Origin of the sequence: Sphingobacterium sp. UBA7253 (genome assembly GCF_002472745.1) — a bacterium.
Lineage (GTDB): Bacteria > Bacteroidota > Bacteroidia > Sphingobacteriales > Sphingobacteriaceae > Sphingobacterium > Sphingobacterium siyangense.
The window spans coordinates 1-18508 of the sequence record NZ_DKSP01000024.1; the positions used below are offsets into that span (position 1 = coordinate 1).

At 41.8% G+C, this 18508-nt stretch carries 9 protein-coding genes; 1 reads left to right on the plus strand and 8 read right to left on the minus strand.

Annotated features, from left to right (window positions below; translation table 11 throughout):
- Positions 1–189 precede the first annotated feature (189 nt).
- Entirely contained in the window at positions 190–1008 is an 819-nt protein-coding gene (locus tag B2X72_RS01480; protein WP_112373557.1) for a hypothetical protein, read from the plus strand.
- A 308-nt stretch (positions 1009–1316) separates the two neighbouring features.
- Here the strand turns inward: B2X72_RS01480 and B2X72_RS01485 are convergent, their stop codons facing one another.
- The 8 genes from B2X72_RS01485 to B2X72_RS01520 form a co-directional block, all read right to left on the minus strand.
- Complete coding sequence (locus B2X72_RS01485) at positions 1317–2882, minus strand: DUF4832 domain-containing protein (protein WP_239468733.1); 1566 nt, start codon at positions 2880–2882, stop codon at positions 1317–1319.
- 44 nt (positions 2883–2926) lie between these two features.
- Positions 2927–4141, minus strand: a complete 1215-nt coding sequence (locus B2X72_RS01490; protein ID WP_204990806.1) for a SusE domain-containing protein — start codon at positions 4139–4141, stop codon at positions 2927–2929.
- A gap of 123 nt (positions 4142–4264) precedes the next feature.
- Positions 4265–5911 (minus strand): RagB/SusD family nutrient uptake outer membrane protein, encoded by a 1647-nt coding sequence (locus tag B2X72_RS01495; RefSeq protein WP_237242021.1) that lies wholly within the window; start codon positions 5909–5911, stop codon positions 4265–4267.
- 11 nt (positions 5912–5922) lie between these two features.
- Positions 5923–8919, minus strand: coding sequence for a SusC/RagA family TonB-linked outer membrane protein (locus B2X72_RS01500; protein WP_145327739.1), 2997 nt, complete (start codon positions 8917–8919; stop codon positions 5923–5925).
- Positions 8920–9354: 435 nt separating this feature from the next.
- On the minus strand, positions 9355–10521 hold the full coding sequence (locus B2X72_RS01505; RefSeq protein ID WP_286735840.1) for a glycosyl hydrolase family 28 protein: 1167 nt from the start codon (positions 10519–10521) through the stop codon (positions 9355–9357).
- A gap of 140 nt (positions 10522–10661) precedes the next feature.
- The gene (locus B2X72_RS01510; RefSeq protein ID WP_286848125.1) at positions 10662–14726 is read right to left on the minus strand and encodes a hybrid sensor histidine kinase/response regulator transcription factor; all 4065 of its coding nucleotides are present in this window, start codon (positions 14724–14726) and stop codon (positions 10662–10664) included.
- A 200-nt stretch (positions 14727–14926) separates the two neighbouring features.
- A complete protein-coding gene (locus B2X72_RS01515) occupies positions 14927–15676 on the minus strand; it encodes a hypothetical protein (protein ID WP_286735842.1) in 750 nt (249 codons plus the stop codon).
- A 38-nt stretch (positions 15677–15714) separates the two neighbouring features.
- The gene (locus tag B2X72_RS01520; protein ID WP_286848126.1) at positions 15715–18480 is read right to left on the minus strand and encodes a sugar-binding domain-containing protein; all 2766 of its coding nucleotides are present in this window, start codon (positions 18478–18480) and stop codon (positions 15715–15717) included.
- Positions 18481–18508 lie beyond the last annotated feature (28 nt).

Here is an 18508-nt window from a genome sequence, read left to right on the forward strand (position 1 = left end):
TTCACTAATTCGCGGTCGATAAGAGATAAAATCTGACTAAAAACCTTTAACTTTATCCTGGCGGTGGGTTATAATTTTGCAATTTAAATATAGCAACTTTGCTATATCCAAACGCCGCCACTTTTTAAACGTTTAGGACGCAAGTGTATTGCCATTGATTAACTTTAGTGAATATTAACAAATTCAAAAATGAATTACTATTTTACATTATTATTTTTAGTTGCTTTGCAGTACGTTAACGCACAGGAATCCTTTGTCTTTAAATACCTTCCTCAACCACAATTAAAGTACGAGACAACGGGTATATATCAAACCAAAGCAGCAGGCAAATTGGAGGGACTATTCCCCTTTACAATGAATCTGGAAGGAAATAATAAGGTCCAATCGACCACCTCTACAGGCGCAGAAGTCAAGCAGATAATTCCCTATAAGACAGAAATACTTTTTGTAGAGACTAGCATGAAATTTAACGAGCAAATAACTCCATTAAAGGCTCCGCTAAGTGGCTCTACGATATATGGCTATTACGATGAAAATGGCAAAACAAAGATTGATTCAATAGTAAACAACACGCTAGATTCCCTGGAAAAACAACATTTAAAAACCGAAATGGAACAGAATCAGTTTGAAGATAAAACGCCAAATAAACCAATGAAAGTTGGTGATTCAGTTGAAAAAACAGAAACAGTGGCATTTCCAGTCTTAGGAGCAGATCAACAGGAATTTTTGGTAAAAACCAAATACACCCTACAAAAAATTGAAAATGGGACTGGCTATTTAGATGCTACGCAAACATTTCAATTAAAAAGTCCAAATGAGCAGATCGAAGTCCTACCCAACAGCAATGGTTCAGGAAAAGTCGAATTTAATATCAAACACACTTACGTAAGCAAAAAAGTAACAAGCGCTAATCTGTACCTCAAAGTCAAACAGGATGGATATGTCATGTCCTGTATAATTTCGTCAAATAACTCTGATATCACAACCGCCTCTTCACTGATACGATAGGCGGTCTAAATCATATTGCAAACTAGATCAAAGTTTAATCGCTATTGTTTTTTTATCAAATCTATTGAAGGTATAAAAAGAATACATTACGGAAACCATAACTTGTTGCCTCAAAATTCAGTTACATATAGGCCCATAACTCGCGACTTAGCATATAAAAATTGGATAATAAAACTAAAAAAGGGCGCAAAAGGATCATAAAAATTACTGTACAAGTACACGCTAAAATAAAAGGCCTGATCAATATCAGGCCCTTTTGACTAAAAAACTTTCGCTAATTTTGGCTTTTAAAACTTATGCGAATGATCTCACTGTACCTGCACCTCCAATAGTTTTAACCATCCGGAATCAGTTATATCGCCATTTACGGCAAGCCTTATTCCCGGCTGATTTTCATTTGTTGTATCTACAATAGCGACGGCCCAGGTATAGTTTCCAGCAGCTACATCGACATTAGCTTTCAACTCGTATGCGACTGGATTATTCTTAAGCCAGGCGGAAGGTTCTCCTTTATCATCAACAAAAACTTTTTTCACCCTGTTTTCTTCGTCCAGGAGTGCAAAAGCTACTTTATATTTATAATTCCATTGAGGAATATTATTCGGGAAATACCCCCAGCCCATATTCCGCCAGCGGTGGTTAATTGTCGTTTCAGTACCCGAATTGACTTTCTCCGGTAAATAAATACGATCGGGATATAAACGATAGCCACCTTCAGAAATAAAACGCTGGCATAAGGTAAAAGATTTGGTGAACCAGCTTTCAATTTCACCGATACGGAAATCCATCATGTTTACAGCAGCTTCCAAGGAGCTGTCAAATTCGCCCTGCCGAACATCTTCGGGATGGTCTTGCCTGTATTTACCGCTTGGATCAGTCCAGTAACGGTGTGTACCAGTCGTAATCCAACCACCTTCCATAATAATCGGGCGTTTAAAATTCCAGACCTTGGCAAAATTCTTCTCCCAGCTTTGATAATAATCGGTCATTCCAAAGGCATCCTGACGCAGGCTGTACCCTTTATTGATCATCTTATTCAATAGCTTCTCCGAATTAGGATTGGGAGCTCCATTGCCCGCAGGGTCGCCAACTAAGCGGTGATAATTGATCAGCAAGGGCACTTTTGTAAAGTTCTTGGAATACACATCTGAAATCCAATCAACAACTTCTTCTTTGATTACCTCAATATTTTGGCCGGAAGGATTATTAGGATCTTCGTAAATGACGCTATGTCCCTCCCCCCACAAACCGAGTCCATAGGCATCGACAAAGGAGGTTTTATTTAAATCATTAAAATCCTTCGCCAACTCTTCGATCAGCTTGCTATAATATTTCCGAAAAACAGGATCTTGCAGCACGGGTGTTTTTCTATCCGGAAAAGAAGCATTGGCAACATAATACTTGGCGCCTGCATCGAAAACAAACTGCGGCGTATTTGCTCCTTGATCGCGACCGTCGACGACGATACGAAAGGCGATTGGCAATCCTTTATCTTGTGCCCCTTTGATCATTTTATAGATTGCCGTGCTGGGATCCCTCCAGGCATATACGCCATCTACAGGATTAAAAGTTCGCCAGCTGGTACGGATATAACAGGCAGATGCATAGTCAATTGCTTTGACCGTTTTACCTAAGTCAGGTACATAGAATTGGGTGTCCCAATAGGAAGGAGTCCCCGAAGCTGAAGCATACATGACCCAGCCGTTTAAAGGGTTACGAAACATGGAACTGCGGTTGTAGCTGGGTTTCACCAAGGTCCCTGCTATATCTTTTTCGTTATCAGCACTATCTTTCTTGCATGAAACCGCTAGAAAGCAAAGCATGATAGCAAATGCGCTGAGGCAGGCTTTTTTATAGTTTATATTGTTTTTCACTTCCAGAAATGTTAAAGTTAATTTAAATGCTTTGATACAATTGCTTACCGTTTTAGCCCCAGAATTGTCATGTTCCTTAGATCAAAAATCAGCACATTGGTCGTGGCAGGAATGGTAAAATAAGAATTGCGGTTGGCGCCAACGGTACCTCCGCCCAATTCTGCTACTTTTCCTAAAGTAAGCGTCAGGGTCTGAGCCACACCTTCACTCGTAGGCGGAGCACTAAAAGCATAAGCCAGGTTTTTGTTATTACTGTTGTCTCCGGTCACGATAAACTTGGTGGTCCCGACTTTACCCCCGGTATAGACCAAAACCTGCGGATCCGCCAAACTTACCTGACAATCCATTTTTACCGGAGTTCCCCAGCCATTGATACTTCCGTGCATCCACAAATCCGTCACCGTGGTCGTATAAGGCTGGTCCCCTGTCCATGTCACTATTTTAGGAGCAAGTGCTTTCGCTGGAGAATAAATGGTTGCTGTCGCTTTTTGCATATTGACCACAACGCGATACTCGCCCGCAGTTGCTATTTTCCAGGAGAATACGTTTTCTCTCATTTTGATGCCAACGGCATTTCCATCGTTTAGTTCAGCGCTTCCATCGGAGGTAACAACATAATTGGTTTCACCGTTAAATTCGACCGGAATTTCCAGTTCGCCAGGCTGCAAATTCAATACATAAGCATACTGATCCAGATTTTCCAATGTTTTTGGCATCTCCACTTTGCTCCCGCCAACGGCACTTCCGCTCAAGAACACTTTATCGGCATCAAAAACAACCGTCTTGATCGGATTTACTGTAATTCTTACGGTACGTACTTCGGGTGCCTCAAAAGTAGCACCGCCCTCCCATTGTGCAACGACTCTAAACTCCAGCGTAAAGCTCTTATTTGCTGGTATGCCCCACTTTTCATTTGCCCAATTTTGTAATTGTTCGGAAGTAAAGCTTCTGCTCAATACGTTATCGTCTTCATAGTTAAATATGGCTGTACCGGTACCAAAATTGTTCCCCACCACATCTAACATCGTACTGTAGCTGACCAAATGATCATCTGATTGTACCCTAGCGGGCTTCCAGTTAAATGTGACGATATCTTTGGTCAGATTGACCTCGTCCAGCGTAATGTTTTCCGACGAAGGCTGAAGGTCCATCGTTTCATTGACTTTAGGTATATCCTGAATTTCCTGTTTGCAGGATAACTGGCAAAGTACCATGCTTAAGAAAAATAAGGTTTTGTATAAATAATTGATGATTTTCATTGATTTATATTTTTGCTAACGTTTGGATAGAATCATGCGCTTGACTAGCGCAACTGCTTTTTTGTCATCAGATGGGAAAGCTGCCGAAAATACGATTAGGATTCGGACAGCCTCCCATAACCATTAATTATAACCCGGATTCTGTGGGAACGGCGCCCCTGTATTGGCATCCCTGATCACCTGTGGAATAGGCCATAAGATATTGTTGTCCGTAATTTTATCCTTGATCGCATTATTATATTTTTTGACCCGCTCCACCAAAGTATTGGTACGCACCAGGGTAAATCTTCTGCTTTCTTCACCAACTAATTCACGGATACGCTCATCGAGCAGGAAATCCATATTCATCTGAGCGCCGGTAATTTCGGACGCTCCAGCTCTTTTCCGCACTTCATTGACGGCTTGGGCAGCTTTATCCGGCATATTTTGCCCCAAATAGGCTTCAGCAAGCAACAGATAGGTTTCAGCCAAACGGAATTTCATACGATCTTTATAACTACCGGTCAAACTTAAATTTTCAGTACGTCCGTAAAAGAATTTTGTAATCGCTGGAAATAAGCTTTTTGTCGTAAACCAGGTCTGTTCGGTAATATTGGCTTTTTTACCATATAGCGAGGTCTCATTCGCGTTGTTGTAATACCAGTTGCGTTTAATGTTATAACCTGAATTACGGATATCATTTGCTTCGAAAATACCAGCGACATTGCCTGTAGCATTGGTACCTGTGGTGCCTACCCACCACTTCATTGGCACTAATTGTGCAATACCACGGCCGCCCAATGTGTCAGCCAAAACAAATCCTGTAATCGTCGAGTAATTTGGTATCCAAGCCCTACGCGTCCAGTCATCCGAATTGGTACCACCACCGATCGTGTTAAACTGGAACTGCAATACCCAGATACTTTCTTTATTGCCACTTTTTCTATTTTGGTTATTTTCCAGAAATAAATCGCTAAATACATCGCCTGGTTTGCTGCCATTTACGCCATATCTGTTTTTCATAAGGTTATAATACCCACTATTGATGACCGCCAATGCGGCCTTTTCTGCTTCGGCATGATTGCCCTGCAATAGGTAGATTTCGCTCAGCAAATGACTTGCGGCCCATTTGGTCAGCTTTCCTTCTTTTACGTCGTCCGGATTTGTAGGCAGGTTATCCACCGCAAACTTCAGGTCGTCTACCATGTGGCCGATGACTTCGGCCTTTGGTGTACGGGTAAAATTAAGCTGAAAATCATACAGGATAGTTTCTACATAGGGTACATCGCCATAGAGATAAACCAAGGTACGGTAAGCATATGCCCGAAAGAAGCGGGCTTCAGCCTGAAAACGTGCTTTATCTTGGGGCGTATCCCAATTGGTATTTTTTTCGGAATAAACCAGCATCAGGTTTGCCGATGAAATGAGGTTGTAAGCCCAATTCCAGTAAGTACCCACAAACCGTTCTGAGGCAGTAAGTGTAAGGTTTGCAAAAGCCGTCAGTGAGCCATCGCTATTAATGGCATCGGCGATATCTGTAGATACCTGTAAAGCTTCATATGGGCAGGCACCATTATGGATGAAGGCGCCACCTTCGCCATAGGTATTGTATTCTGAACGTGTGAGTGTATACAAACCAGCACTCCCCACCTCGAAACCGTAGGTGCTGGTATAGGTATTGGAGGGGGCCAGTTCGGTTTTTAGCTCTTCTTCCAGAAACTTTTTACAGCCTCCTAAGGTGAACAATACGATAAGCCCTAAACTTGTTGTGATAATATTTTTCATTTTCATGTCCTAATCGATTAGAAGTTTACATTTAAGCCAAACATATACGAACGTGCCGTCGGATAGGAGGCCATCCAGGTGTTGTCGTAATTGAGGACCTCTCTGATATTAGAAATCGTATTCAGATTGTTGACGCTGGCGTTTATATCAATACCATTTACACCTACCTTTTTAGCAATTTTGTGTGGCAATTTATAACCAAAGGTGATGTTCTTCACCTGTACGTAGCTCACCTTTTTATAGTACCCGTGCCCCAATGGATTGAGATAGCCGGGTGAAACGATCGTCGCATTGGGATTCTCCGGTGTCCAATAATTAGCATCGTGGACGTAGTTGGTAATCCCGAAAGTCCAGGCCCCTAGATTGGCCATGTGATCATCGCGCCATACATCAAAAACCCCGGTTACCAACGCAGATGCATAAAAATTTTTGTAAGAAAACCGATTGGCTAAAGATGCTGTATAGCGTGGATTTTTAGATCCGATGACCACCCTGTCACTCGCTTCTATCTTGCCGTTACCGTCGCGGTCGTACAGCTTGGCAGCTCCGGGTGCTGCCCCATCCACAGTAATGGTTTCTCCATTTTGCCATACACCGATCATTTTATAATCGTAGAATACTCGTAATGGCTTACCAATAAACCAGTTGTTGGCAATATCATCGATACCGTCCCCCCTCAACTCGACAATTTTGTCTCGGTTTAAGGAAAACACAGCGGTCGTATTCCATTGAAAATTTTCCCCTTTCACGTTCGTCGAGTTTAAGGTGACTTCAATACCTTTATTTTGGGTGGCGCCGATATTGTCCCAAATGCGATTATACCCGTTCATGATAGGTACGGTGCGGGTCATCAGTAAATCTTTCGTTTTAGAAAGATAGGCATCGATAGTTCCTCCCAATCTGTTATTAAATAACTGAAAGTCCAGCCCCAGGTTGGTCGAATAGGTGGTTTCCCATTTCAGATTAGGGTTGCCCACACCATCACCGGCCAAATAGGCTGTCGTAACGGCAGTACCATCATCGCCCCAGATATATTTTACATTGGAGTATAAGCGGTCTAAAGTGCGGTATGGTGTAATCGCCTGGTTACCGTTGGCACCATAAGAAAGGCGGATTTTCAGCATGTCCAGCCATTTGGCGTTATCTTTCAGAAAACGTTCTTCTCCGATTTGCCATGCCGCCGCCGCGACAGGGAAAAATGCATATTTATTGTTAATACCAAATACAGAGGCTCCATCTGTACGTCCTGTCAGGGTCAATAGATACTTGCCTTTGTAGGCATAATTTATCCGGCCCATGTATGACAGCATCGCAGATTCCGATAAGGAAGCGCTGTTGGAAACAAGACGGCTGGCCGAACCGATCATAAAGTATTCGGTATCATCGGTTACAAAACCTGCACCGCTCTGGGCTGTTGACCAGCTTTTCGTTTTTTGCATACTGAATAAACCCGTCACATCAAAACGATGATCGCCGATCTGCCGCTCGTATTTGAGCAGGTTCTCCCAGGTATAATCGTTATAGTTGGAATTGTTAATGGAAGCACTACCTCCGGCCTGCGTACCCTGATCCCTACCTTCAAAGGTATTGCGCCCGTAATAGGTTCCGGTAAATCCGTTCCGATAATTATAACCAAAATTTGATCGTAAGGAAAGACCCTCCACCGGCAGCAAAATATTGGCATAGCCAGAAAGAAAGAAGTTGTTATTATACCTATCCTGAATCGCATTGACGTTGCGCATCGGATTGACGATCAATGAATACTCCATGGGTTCGGGCACATACTTCCCCGATTCGTCTTTATAGCTCCCATAAGGACTTTGTTTTATGGCATGTTCCAAATTTGGCGTAATACCACCGTCGCTTTTCCGGGTATATTGCAGGCCAACACCAGTGGTTAACCATTTATTAAAAGTCTGATCCACATTTGTGGTAATATTTAAACGGGACAACTTAGAATTGTATACCACGCCTTCTTGATCCAAAGCTGCAAGGGCAGCCATATATTTTGTATTCTCTGTTCCACCGGAAATGCTCAGCTGATGATCCATGGTCATGGCTTTTCGAAAGACGTAATCCTGCCAATTGTTAGTAATGCCTTTCGCATAATTACCGCGCTCTGTTACGCTAATAATATCCCCGGCGATAGGATCTAAAAGCGCTCCAGTATAGCCTTGCCTAATTCGGGCAATATCTTGTTGAAAGCGGATATATTCATTTGGCCCCATAACATTGATGCGTTGCATAGGCTCGGCCATGCCGATCAAACCTTTATAGTTTACCTGAGCTCTACCCAGCGCCCCCCTTTTGGTTTGTATCAGAATAACCCCATTGGCCGCACGCGAACCGTAGATAGCCGAAGCCGAGGCATCTTTTAAGATCGAAAGGTTTTCGACGTTGTTGGGATCGATATCTGCCAGGGATCCGCTGTAGGGAATACCATCTAAAATAATCAATGGACTATTGTTGGCCGATATCGAATTTTCACCCCGTATCAACAGGGTCTGTGATGCTCCCGGCGCAGCTTCTCCGGTCGTAATGGAAAAACCGGCCACCTGCCCCACCAAGCGATCCATCAGGTTTGAGGTAGATACCATGCTGAGCTGCTCTTTTCCAACCACGGCCAAACCTCCTGTTAAATCTTTCTTCTTGGCTGTACCATACCCTACGACCACAACCTGATCCAGGACATTATTTCCTGACATCTTCACATTGATGATTCCTGATGGATTGACCTTTAATTCCTGGTTATTAAAACCAATGTAGGTAAAAAGTAGCGTAGCCGTGCGTGGCGCCAGAATGGTATAACGGCCATTTGCATCTGTCTGAACACCGGTTTTCGCTCCTTTAATCATGACCGAAACACCCTTAAGTCCTTCTCCTGCATCATTGGTGACCTGACCTTTGACATTTATTTGATCTGTTGCTTGCGAATAAGCATAATTAGCCGCCACCACCGATAGGGTAGCACTCATTATCCAGCTCCTGAGCCAGAAATGTATTTTTTGTATCATTGATTTATAATGGTTAGTTTAAAATTTACTTGCGTCCTTTACTTTCCCTTTCTCGTAAAGAATATGAGTTTAAAATAGGTCTGCTTCAATAGGCTTGGATTTTTAATTTAAATTTTGTGATACATACTATCTCATTGCTGCAAATGCATGCGCAATGCAGACGGCAAGACTTCGTTTTCGTCCTTATTGACGAAACCTAAAATTCCGTTGCGCGTTGCTATTGATTTTTGTAGAGTTCGGATTACCCTGCGTGAGCCTAATCACGTGGTCGGGAAGAATTTTCATACACATATTTTGCTTTTTTAAAATTGGTTAAGACAAAACTATAATCATCACCAATTCGTAGGGTTCGTTTTTGTACGAAAATGGTTTGATTTTGTACAAAAGGCAAAAACATGTGTTTTTCGCTGTAAAATGGGGGTTAGAAGCGCTTTATTATTCTTTTTTTATACACATTAGATGATCTAGGATAACCGTATCGCTTGGTTGCACATCGATAGCTTCACCCCGACCTTTATAAATGATATCGCGGAAACTGGCCTGCGAGATACCTTTGGCTTTTATCGGTTGATGACTGATTAAATTTCGTACAAATAAGCCCTGGACATGCTCGCCATACTCGACCACCAAACCTTGTTGTGCTAGCGGACTGATGACCATATTCTCGATAAAAACATGACTTATACGAAGTTTACCCACAGGCATAATCCGTATGGATCGGTGTGAAATTGAATAGAAGTCCTGCCAGTTCTGGAGATAAATAGTTGAAATGTTGTCAATTTCGCCCCTATAAATCGAACCACTTACCACATTTACATTTTCTTCACCTGCTCCCACTCCGGTATCTGTCAACCCTATATTAATAAAGTCGTCACCGCTTTTACCTTTGCAATTCGCAATAATAATATTTTTACAGCCAAAACGTATGCCCATGCCGTCTTGGTTCAAAATCTGTTTATCTGCTCCATCAACAGTTACTGCCTGCCTCACATTAAAAGTAATATCGCTTACCTTACCGTTTGTACAGCGTTCCAATACCAGTCCATGCCCATGATAATCCTTTAATGTAATGCCGCTAACCTCAAATACATCGGTGTGCGCCAATATAATGGCGTGGTTCCGCCATCCACCTTTTTGGTTCTCTCCGGGCTTACCTGCATCCGTACCATAAGATTGTCCAAATCCGCTGGGATTTAAGGACAAGATTTTATTGTGGTCACCGGTAGCTCTGGGATGATCAGCTCCTTCTAAAAGAACATTTCCTTTTCCAATAATCCGGATATTCTTTGCGGGTGCTATATCTTTAATTGCCAGCCCTGCATTTGCCGAACGGATAAAATTATCCCGGCATTTATCCGATAGTTTAATGGTACAGTTATTCAATTCAAGTTCAAAATCGCCCGGAAGCAAAATGGCCTGATCGATGAGCCAGACACTTTTTTTCGTTACCGCATCGTATTTAGGGATCACTACTTTCCCAGTCGACTTTTTTGCTTCATTTATGGCTTTTTGTATACGTTCTGACTGGGAACCACTCTTGTATTTATTGGGGCTGATGTAAGTTTCATCTACTTTTTGGGCGGCGGCCGTTGCCAGATACATTACGTTGCACAAGCAAATGCAACATGTAAGCAGAAGCGTTTTTCTAAAAATTGTCATTTTCATGATCGTTAGGATTTCAAAAATATAGAATGGCCTTTCACCCATCTGAAAGGGGCGTCGGTCAACTATTGGCTGTATTTTTATTTCTTTCCACTGGAAACCTTTTTCTTAAACTCCGAAGGGCTCAGTTCAAACTGTTTTTTAAAACAGACGCTAAAGTATTTGGCATTGTTAAACCCGGTTTGGTAAGCAACCTCCGCTATCGTCAAATCCGATTTTTCTAATAGATAAGCACTTCTTTTCAGTCGCATATTCAAAATAAATTCTTTGATGGACATTCCCACAATATCATGTATTTTTTGATAAAGAATGGTTCTGCCTACGTTCATATCAGCCACAAAATCTTCTACGGAATAACTGGCATTGTCAATATTTTCTTCAATGACCTGAATAGCCTTAATCAGCAGTTCCTCGTCCATGGAGGTAACGGTTACATTGGAGGGATCTACCTGAACGTGTTTGCTGTATTTTTCTTTTAGTTCCCGCTGATTTCTTAGAATGGTTTCCGTCTGTTGCAACAGATAGTCGACATGAAACGGTTTATCAATAAACACATTGGCGCCATATTCCAATGCTTTTATTTTATGCTGGTTGTCATCTCCCGTACCCGAAATCATAATAATAGGAATATGGCTCGTCTTAAAATTTTGCCTAAGGCTACGGCATACTTCCAAGCCATTGCGATTTGGCATGATCAGATCGGTAATAATAAGTTGCGGATAAATTTTTTCGGCTTTAATTAAGCCTTCTTCGCCGTCACTTGCTGTATATACATTATATTTTTCGGCCAGACGCTGCTCCAGATAAACACGCAGCTGTTGGTCATCTTCAATGAGCAGGATATTATCTGTCTTTTTTATAGGGATCGATCCTGTTTCTGGGGCTGCAGTATCCTGCGTAATAATATCGTCGATTTCAGAAACGGTGTAATCATACACATTAGGCTGCATGTCGCCTGCCCCGGCCTGTTTCCTTAACGGTAGTAAAATGGTAAATGAAATTTTATCGGTCTTATTGACCATCCATATTTTACCCTCCAGCACATCTACCAGTTCTTTCACAATGGCAAGTCCAAGTCCTGAACTTTCTTCAAAAGTTGGCCGATGAGAAGATAAGCGGTTGAAAGAAGTGTAAAGCATCGCGATCTGTTCTTCAGAAAAACAATCACCGGTATTTATAACTTCAATGGAGATGTATTCGACTTCCTTCGGATCTAACGAAGGAAACCGTTCTTTTTCTTCTGCTGTTGCACTATAGATACGTACGCCCACATACCCATTATCTGGTGTATATTTTAGGGCATTGGAGAACAGATTAGTCAATATTTTTTCGATAACATCGTAATCAAAGGCAACATATAAATTGTCCTTGTACGAGGAAATATTGGTTTCAACACCTTTTTTATTGGCATAGAGCTCAAATAAGCTAAATAGATCCCTTACAAAATTGATAAAATCACCAACCTGCGGATTGAGCGTAATTTTTTGGCTTTCTATTTCGCGAAAGCGCAGCAATTGGCTAATCATCCGCTGTATTCTGGATACATTTTTCTCTATTAAATCCATGTATACCAAAGCGGTATCATTGGCCACAATAGTGTCTTTGAGTTGTTTAAGCGGCTGTAAAACCAAGGTTAGCGGTGTTTTTAAATCGTGTGAGATATTGGTAAAGAAGTCGGTACGCGCCTGGTTCAGCTCTTGCATATTCTGTTCTTTTAAACGCTCGAGTGCTAATCGCTCTTTAAACACTCTTTTATTGCTGTAATATCTCATTATGAAAAAGAGCAGAGCAAAAACAAGTGCGGCATAGCAGCAATATGCCCACCAGGACAAGAAAAATGGTGGATCGACATGGATATATAATCGTGATATTTGATCGCCCCATAGCCCATCATTGTTGGAAGCCTTGATTTCAAAGATATAATCTCCGCCCGGAAGGTTGAGAAACTGTACAGATTTCTGGTTGGCATGACTGATTTGCCAGTCTTCACCTAGCCCCAGCATCCGGTAAGCGAACTGGTTCTTCTCTGCGGATAGATAACTATTTGCCGAAAACTTAATTTCTACATTGGACTGGTTACTGGAGAGCCTTATCTTGTCTTCTTTTTGATTGGAAAGACTGCCAATGTCTTTCGTTAAAACTGATGAGCCATCCGCTGGTTTCACGAGTTTATTGTTGACCAGAAATCCTGTAAAAAAAACTTTGGGTTTTTGCAGATTTTTATTGAGGTACGCCGGATCGAAAAGTAGAAATCCATTGGTACCACCAAACAGCATTTCACCCCTAGAAGTTTTGTAAGCGGCATGAATATAAAATGAACCAATGTTATTTTCCTGATAAAATCTGGCTTTCTCAAATTTACTGTATTTCCAATTGAAACAAAAAAGACCATCACTGGTACTTAACCAGATATTTTTCGTGGCAACATCTTCTAATATGCCAAATACCATTTTCGCCGGGAATCCGTTACTTACACTATAGTTGACATATGTCCCATCTCTTTTGAGTACATTTACGCCTTTACCCAATGTCCCCAACCATACTTCGCCATTTGAAGTCACTGTATAACTACACAGGTAATTTGCTGAATAGGAAGCATCTTTGAGCGCGTAGTGTTTCAATACCTTTAACGTATGGGGATTTACAACAAAAAATCCTTGATGGCTAATTAAACAGAGCTGATCTTGGTTATTCACATATAATGCTTCGACTTCGAGTTTCATTTTTTTGCCCTGCGCATCAAGGACGCTTACCATCTCTATAGGATCTAGCGGCTTCTTTCGATATAAAAATAATTTATCGGGATCTGTCATCCACCAAGTGCCTTCCTTATCGTTTACAAAATCATAAACGGTGAGTGGTTGCTGGCTCTCCGGAGAGCGGAAATTGAAACTGCTGAAATGCTGACTGTCCACATCATAACTGCCAATACCGCCGTTATAGGCTGAAATCAACAGTTTTTTACTCGTTCGGTCAAATTTCAGGCGTTTAATCATATGGGGACTCGACGAACTACCCTGCGATTTTTCTGGAGGGTTAAACTGATCCTTTTTTCTATTCCAGTAATTCAGGCTCCCCCCCTCGGTACCGATCCATATATTTCCCAGATGATCTTCCTGAAAACTACTGACTATGGGGTGATTGAGTCCCCCTGGGCTGGGCTTGAAGTAACGTACTCGGGAATCGTAAAGCGAGCAATAAGCTATTTTACCACCGTAAGTACCTATCCAGGCCCCTTGGTCCGGATCCGGATAAATTGTCCATATCGAGTTATTCGGTAATGAATAAGCATCGTTCAAGTTCATTTGCAAGGTGCTGCTGCTTTCATTGGATGGATCATAAAGATACAATCCAGCTTGCGTAGCCACCCAGATCACCCCGGTTTGGTCCAAATATAATTTTTTGGTTAACACGGCTGAATTTCCCATTATACTTACTGGGATCTTCTGTTTTAAGGTACCTGTTAAATCAGTTACATGGATTCCCCCTCGTTGTGTTAAAAAGTAATATTCCCCCCCGTATGCGACCGCATCGTTCACCTGATTTGTCGTACTACCAAAATCCGCAAACTGGACTAGGCGTTTTTTCGTCATTTCAACTTGATACACGACAGCGCCTTGGCTTAGAAACACCTGATCTTTAGCACTCAATATATTTTGGAAAGACTTGTTTTTGGGCAATAAAAAGCTTTCTGTCTGTTTATTTTGCGGATTATAGCGTAGTATGCTATTGTCTGACAGCATGTAAACCTGACCATCGCTATGTACACAAAGCGAACGGATCATTCCGGGAACCACGACATGAAAAGAAAACCGTTCGTAATCGAATTTTAATAAGCCTTGCCCAGAAGCTAGAAACAGATTTCCCTTTTTATCCCGAATTAAAGAACCATAACCCCATTTTTGCGTTGGTTTGATCGCAGAGACGATATCATTTAACTGATAAAAACTATTGCCATCGTACATGAAGAGCGCATCGGGCCCCGTGTACCAAATACGCCCTAAACTGTCTTTTGCGATACTTTGTATACCGCCATAGTAGGAAGTTTCGGGCATCAGATGAAACCTATACCTCGAAAGATCGATACCGAGAACACATTGCCCCCAAAAAACGACGAAACAAATTATCAGACTGTATTTATTCATTTACCGATGCTACTAAAACTGTTTAAATTTCAATCCAAGATTTACGTGGGCCAGTTACAATCAAAATATCCTGCTACTAATTGTTGATCAGTGGTTCTATAAACTTCGATTATCATACTATTAGGCAATGAGCTTCGTCGAAATTCTGGCCTTAGCGCTTTTTCAGCTGTTCAGATCCATGCGAAGCCAACAGTACCAATTTACTTAAAAACAGGCGTTGGGGACAAACTTATCTTCTTTTGCTGATTATTTTTGAGTTCGAAGATTACAAGTTCATTTTTTCCTGGTATTAAATCCTCCGAAGGAATTAATATCGACTGCTGTTTTTCTTCCTCCCAGTAAGATCCCAAATATTTTTGATTTAACCAGACCTCGCCCATTCCCCATCCTGTCATATTAAGATACTTGTTTCCGGACAGATTGTGTTCGAACTGACCTTTGTAAAAACCTGGGCTGTCATTAGCTGCTGATCTTTGTTCAAAAACCAAATCCTTCAGTGGATAATTACGCACCGTTAAGGGGATCATTTTCCAGTCTTGAAGGTCGTTTCCGTCTAAAGTAATGGTGCCAAATAGCCCTTTTGAATTATCTGTAATTTCTGGTCCGTAAGTGATCCGACCAATATTCTCGACATAAAATTGAAGCAAGTGTTTGCCTGGATTTGCTTTGATGGCTAGTTTTTTACTCTTATCTGTCAGGCTACCCTGTACCTTACCATCGACATAGACCACGGCATAATCGCGTACGTTTTCCAATTCCAGCTCTTCGCTTTCCGCATCAGTGTTTATCTCGGTCTGATAAAGTACATAGCCCGATTCGATGTCCAAATCATTAAAGGATAATACATTTTCCGCCTCGATAGCCTTATTATAAACCTGGTTTACAGACGCTTTCTCTTCCAACCTAATTTCCTGTGCCATGAGGGGCTGACCAAAAAAAACAGTCATCATAGATAATATCATTGTTCTTACCATTGTGTAAATCTTTCTTATTTCTCTAAAAATGATTGAATAAAAGTTTCGTCCACAGCCACTTGCGGCGAGAATTTCTCACTTTTTACATAATTATCGATACTGTACAACAATTGTTGGGTAGCGGGACGGTTATCCATATCATTTTTGGTATCCAATGCCAGTACCAGCAATTTCCCGCCGTGCAGTTTGGCTTCAAAACCAATACCCAATTTCTGGTTGTTGTCGTAGCTGTCGATGACCTGTATAAAGGGACGCAGTTGTTGTGGTGCATGTTGCATTTCAATTACTTTTGCATGGTTCAGGATATCCCACCACTGCCAATCGCTATGGTATGAAGTAAGAAAATCATTAAACATGGCCTGCTTATGATGAACCAGGTTGCCGATGGTCATCGGTGCCCATGCAAACATAATGGGGTTCCAAAAATGATTGTGAAACAGTGACTTTCGACCTTTCACCTGGTCTGGAGAAGGATAAAGAACCACGGTTTTACCCTGTACCAACTGCCTTTTTGCAGCATCATCGTAGACATCGGTGTACAATACATTAGCTGTAGACTGCATCAGATGTTGATGCTTTGGATATACCCAAATGTCCCAGCTATTCTTAATGCTATCGTTTACCGCAAGATGAACCGTAACTTTTTGGGTGCTGATATTTTTTAGGGAAATCTCAAATTCACCTACCGGCGATACATTTTCGTTGGCAATGGTTTGCCTTTTCAGCGTTCCCTTTTTCAATACGCTGCCAGCGGTATCGGTCAACCACCATTTAATTTTCGCATTTTCAAGTGCAGAATTGCTAAAGTTATATACCTCGGCTTTACCCCGAAATGTTTCTGTGTTGAAAAAACTGCTTTTATCGTAGCGCAGTAGAGCGACCGTTGGCGCACAAAACTCGCTGAATTTTTCTGCTGTTACCAATCCTTTCGAATCCCAGAAAGGATCGAAGATCCCCACGGGCGCATACCCTTGTCCCGGAAAGTCATTCATCGACAAAAGCTGAAAACCGGCCGATTTACCTGATCGCAACAGGGCTTCGATCACGGCTTTGTACTCCAGCACGGTCAACGCACCAGATGCTCTGAAGAAATCCTTTGCTTGGTCCAACATGCCATTTTTTTGTAATAGATCGCTAAATACTTCAAAATTGCGGGCCTCTACGGGACTGTTGGCATATTTCTTTATTTCATCAAAATTTGGATAAATACAACGTTGCCCTGACTCGTGTGAAATGACGGGCACATCGACATCAGATTCCAAATTCTTGTCCCAATCGGTACCGGGCAGACCTTCGTACACCTTCACCGGCCCTTTATTGGTTTGCTGGGAAACGTAATATTGATCTGATTTAACCCGTGTTCTTGCCGTAGAACCGCTGTAAAGATGGCGGGGATCAGCTTTTCTGCCTTCGGCAGTCAGCTCCTCGATAAAGTCGAAATTCCCGGTAATTTCATTTCCGTTGCAGTACAGAACAAAAGAAGGATGGTTGCCATATTCTTTTAAAATAGCTTTAATTTCCCTACGGAAGAAGTTATATCTGGACTCGTCGGGTTCGGCATCTTTGCCCCACATAGGCATTTCCACTTCAAAATATATTCCATGTTTGTCTGCCATGCGAAAGGCCGCCGCCGGCGGGCACCATGAATGGAATCGTAAATGGTTCATGCCATACGTCTTCATCAGCACCATGATTCGTTCCCAAGAGGCATCGTCGAGCGGAGCATGGCCTGTTTTTGGAAACACTGCATTTTCTACATTGCCTCTTAAATGGATGGGACGATTATTGAGCAGTACATGGTTTTTTCCTTGTTTTACTTCACGCATACCAAAGGTGGTAGCCTTTTCATGCCGATAGCTGTTTTTGCCGTCAGAGGTATTCAGTTGACAATTTATACGATAGAGGTTTGGGTTAAACTCATCCCACAATTTGATATGCTTACCTAATGGAATAGTGGTCTCTACGAAGGTCACCGAATCGGTACTTACCAATGCAACTTCATCCTTAAGGCTGTAATTTGTTCCCTCGATGACGAAAGACACTTTGCCCTTTACCTGTTTTTTGGTCGCATTATTTACCCGTAATTTTACTTTTATGGACTGATCGGCTATATTTGGATATACCTGAAGATCTTCCAGATAAACTGGGTCTATGGCCAGCAGCTTTATTTCTCCTAGAATACCGTTCCAGTTAATCTGTGTAAATTCAGTATGCGCATGGTTCCATTTGTGTGTGTTATACTGAAACCGGTTATCGATACAAATGGTCATGCGATGCTTTTTTCCGGGCTTTACAAATGAGCTCAGATCGTGGTTGTGGGGTACACTTACATAATCGATACTGCTGACTTCCTTGGTATCTATAAAAACTGAACTCAACCAGTGGGTACGCTCAAAGTATAGGAATATTTTTTTCCCTTTCCATTCGGCAGGGATTTCAATATCACGTTGGTACCATGCCGGTCCCATGTATTCGTATTTTCGGGTCAAACGGTCGATATATTTATAGGGATTTTTATATCCTATCTGATAATCATCGGTAATACCGGGAAGCTTAATAGTTTCTTGCAAAAGATGATTATAGCGGGGGGACAGCGAGCCTCTACGGAAATCCATCACGTCCGTCTGGAACCTCCAAGTTCCTGATAAATCGATAGCATCTTGAGCCTTTAACAAGACTGCCTGCAGGAAAAGCCCCATTAGGCACATCATTTTAAAGTATTTATAGATACTTGTCCTGTATTCATCCATTTTGTGTTTCGATAGTTTAGGTGCTTTCATTCTTTTCAGTATATTATTTTTTGTAGGC

Coding starts and splice junctions, on each gene's coding strand:
- B2X72_RS01480 (WP_112373557.1), top strand. CDS start 190: ATGAATTACTATTTTACATTATTATTTTTAGTTGCTTTGCAGTACGTT.
- B2X72_RS01490 (WP_204990806.1), bottom strand. CDS start 4,141: ATGAAAATCATCAATTATTTATACAAAACCTTATTTTTCTTAAGCATG.
- B2X72_RS01495 (WP_237242021.1), bottom strand. CDS start 5,911: ATGAAAATGAAAAATATTATCACAACAAGTTTAGGGCTTATCGTATTG.
- B2X72_RS01500 (WP_145327739.1), bottom strand. CDS start 8,919: ATGATACAAAAAATACATTTCTGGCTCAGGAGCTGGATAATGAGTGCT.
- B2X72_RS01505 (WP_286735840.1), bottom strand. CDS start 10,521: ATGTATCTGGCAACGGCCGCCGCCCAAAAAGTAGATGAAACTTACATC.
- B2X72_RS01510 (WP_286848125.1), bottom strand. CDS start 14,726: ATGAATAAATACAGTCTGATAATTTGTTTCGTCGTTTTTTGGGGGCAA.
- B2X72_RS01515 (WP_286735842.1), bottom strand. CDS start 15,676: ATGATGACTGTTTTTTTTGGTCAGCCCCTCATGGCACAGGAAATTAGG.
- B2X72_RS01520 (WP_286848126.1), bottom strand. CDS start 18,480: ATGAAAGCACCTAAACTATCGAAACACAAAATGGATGAATACAGGACA.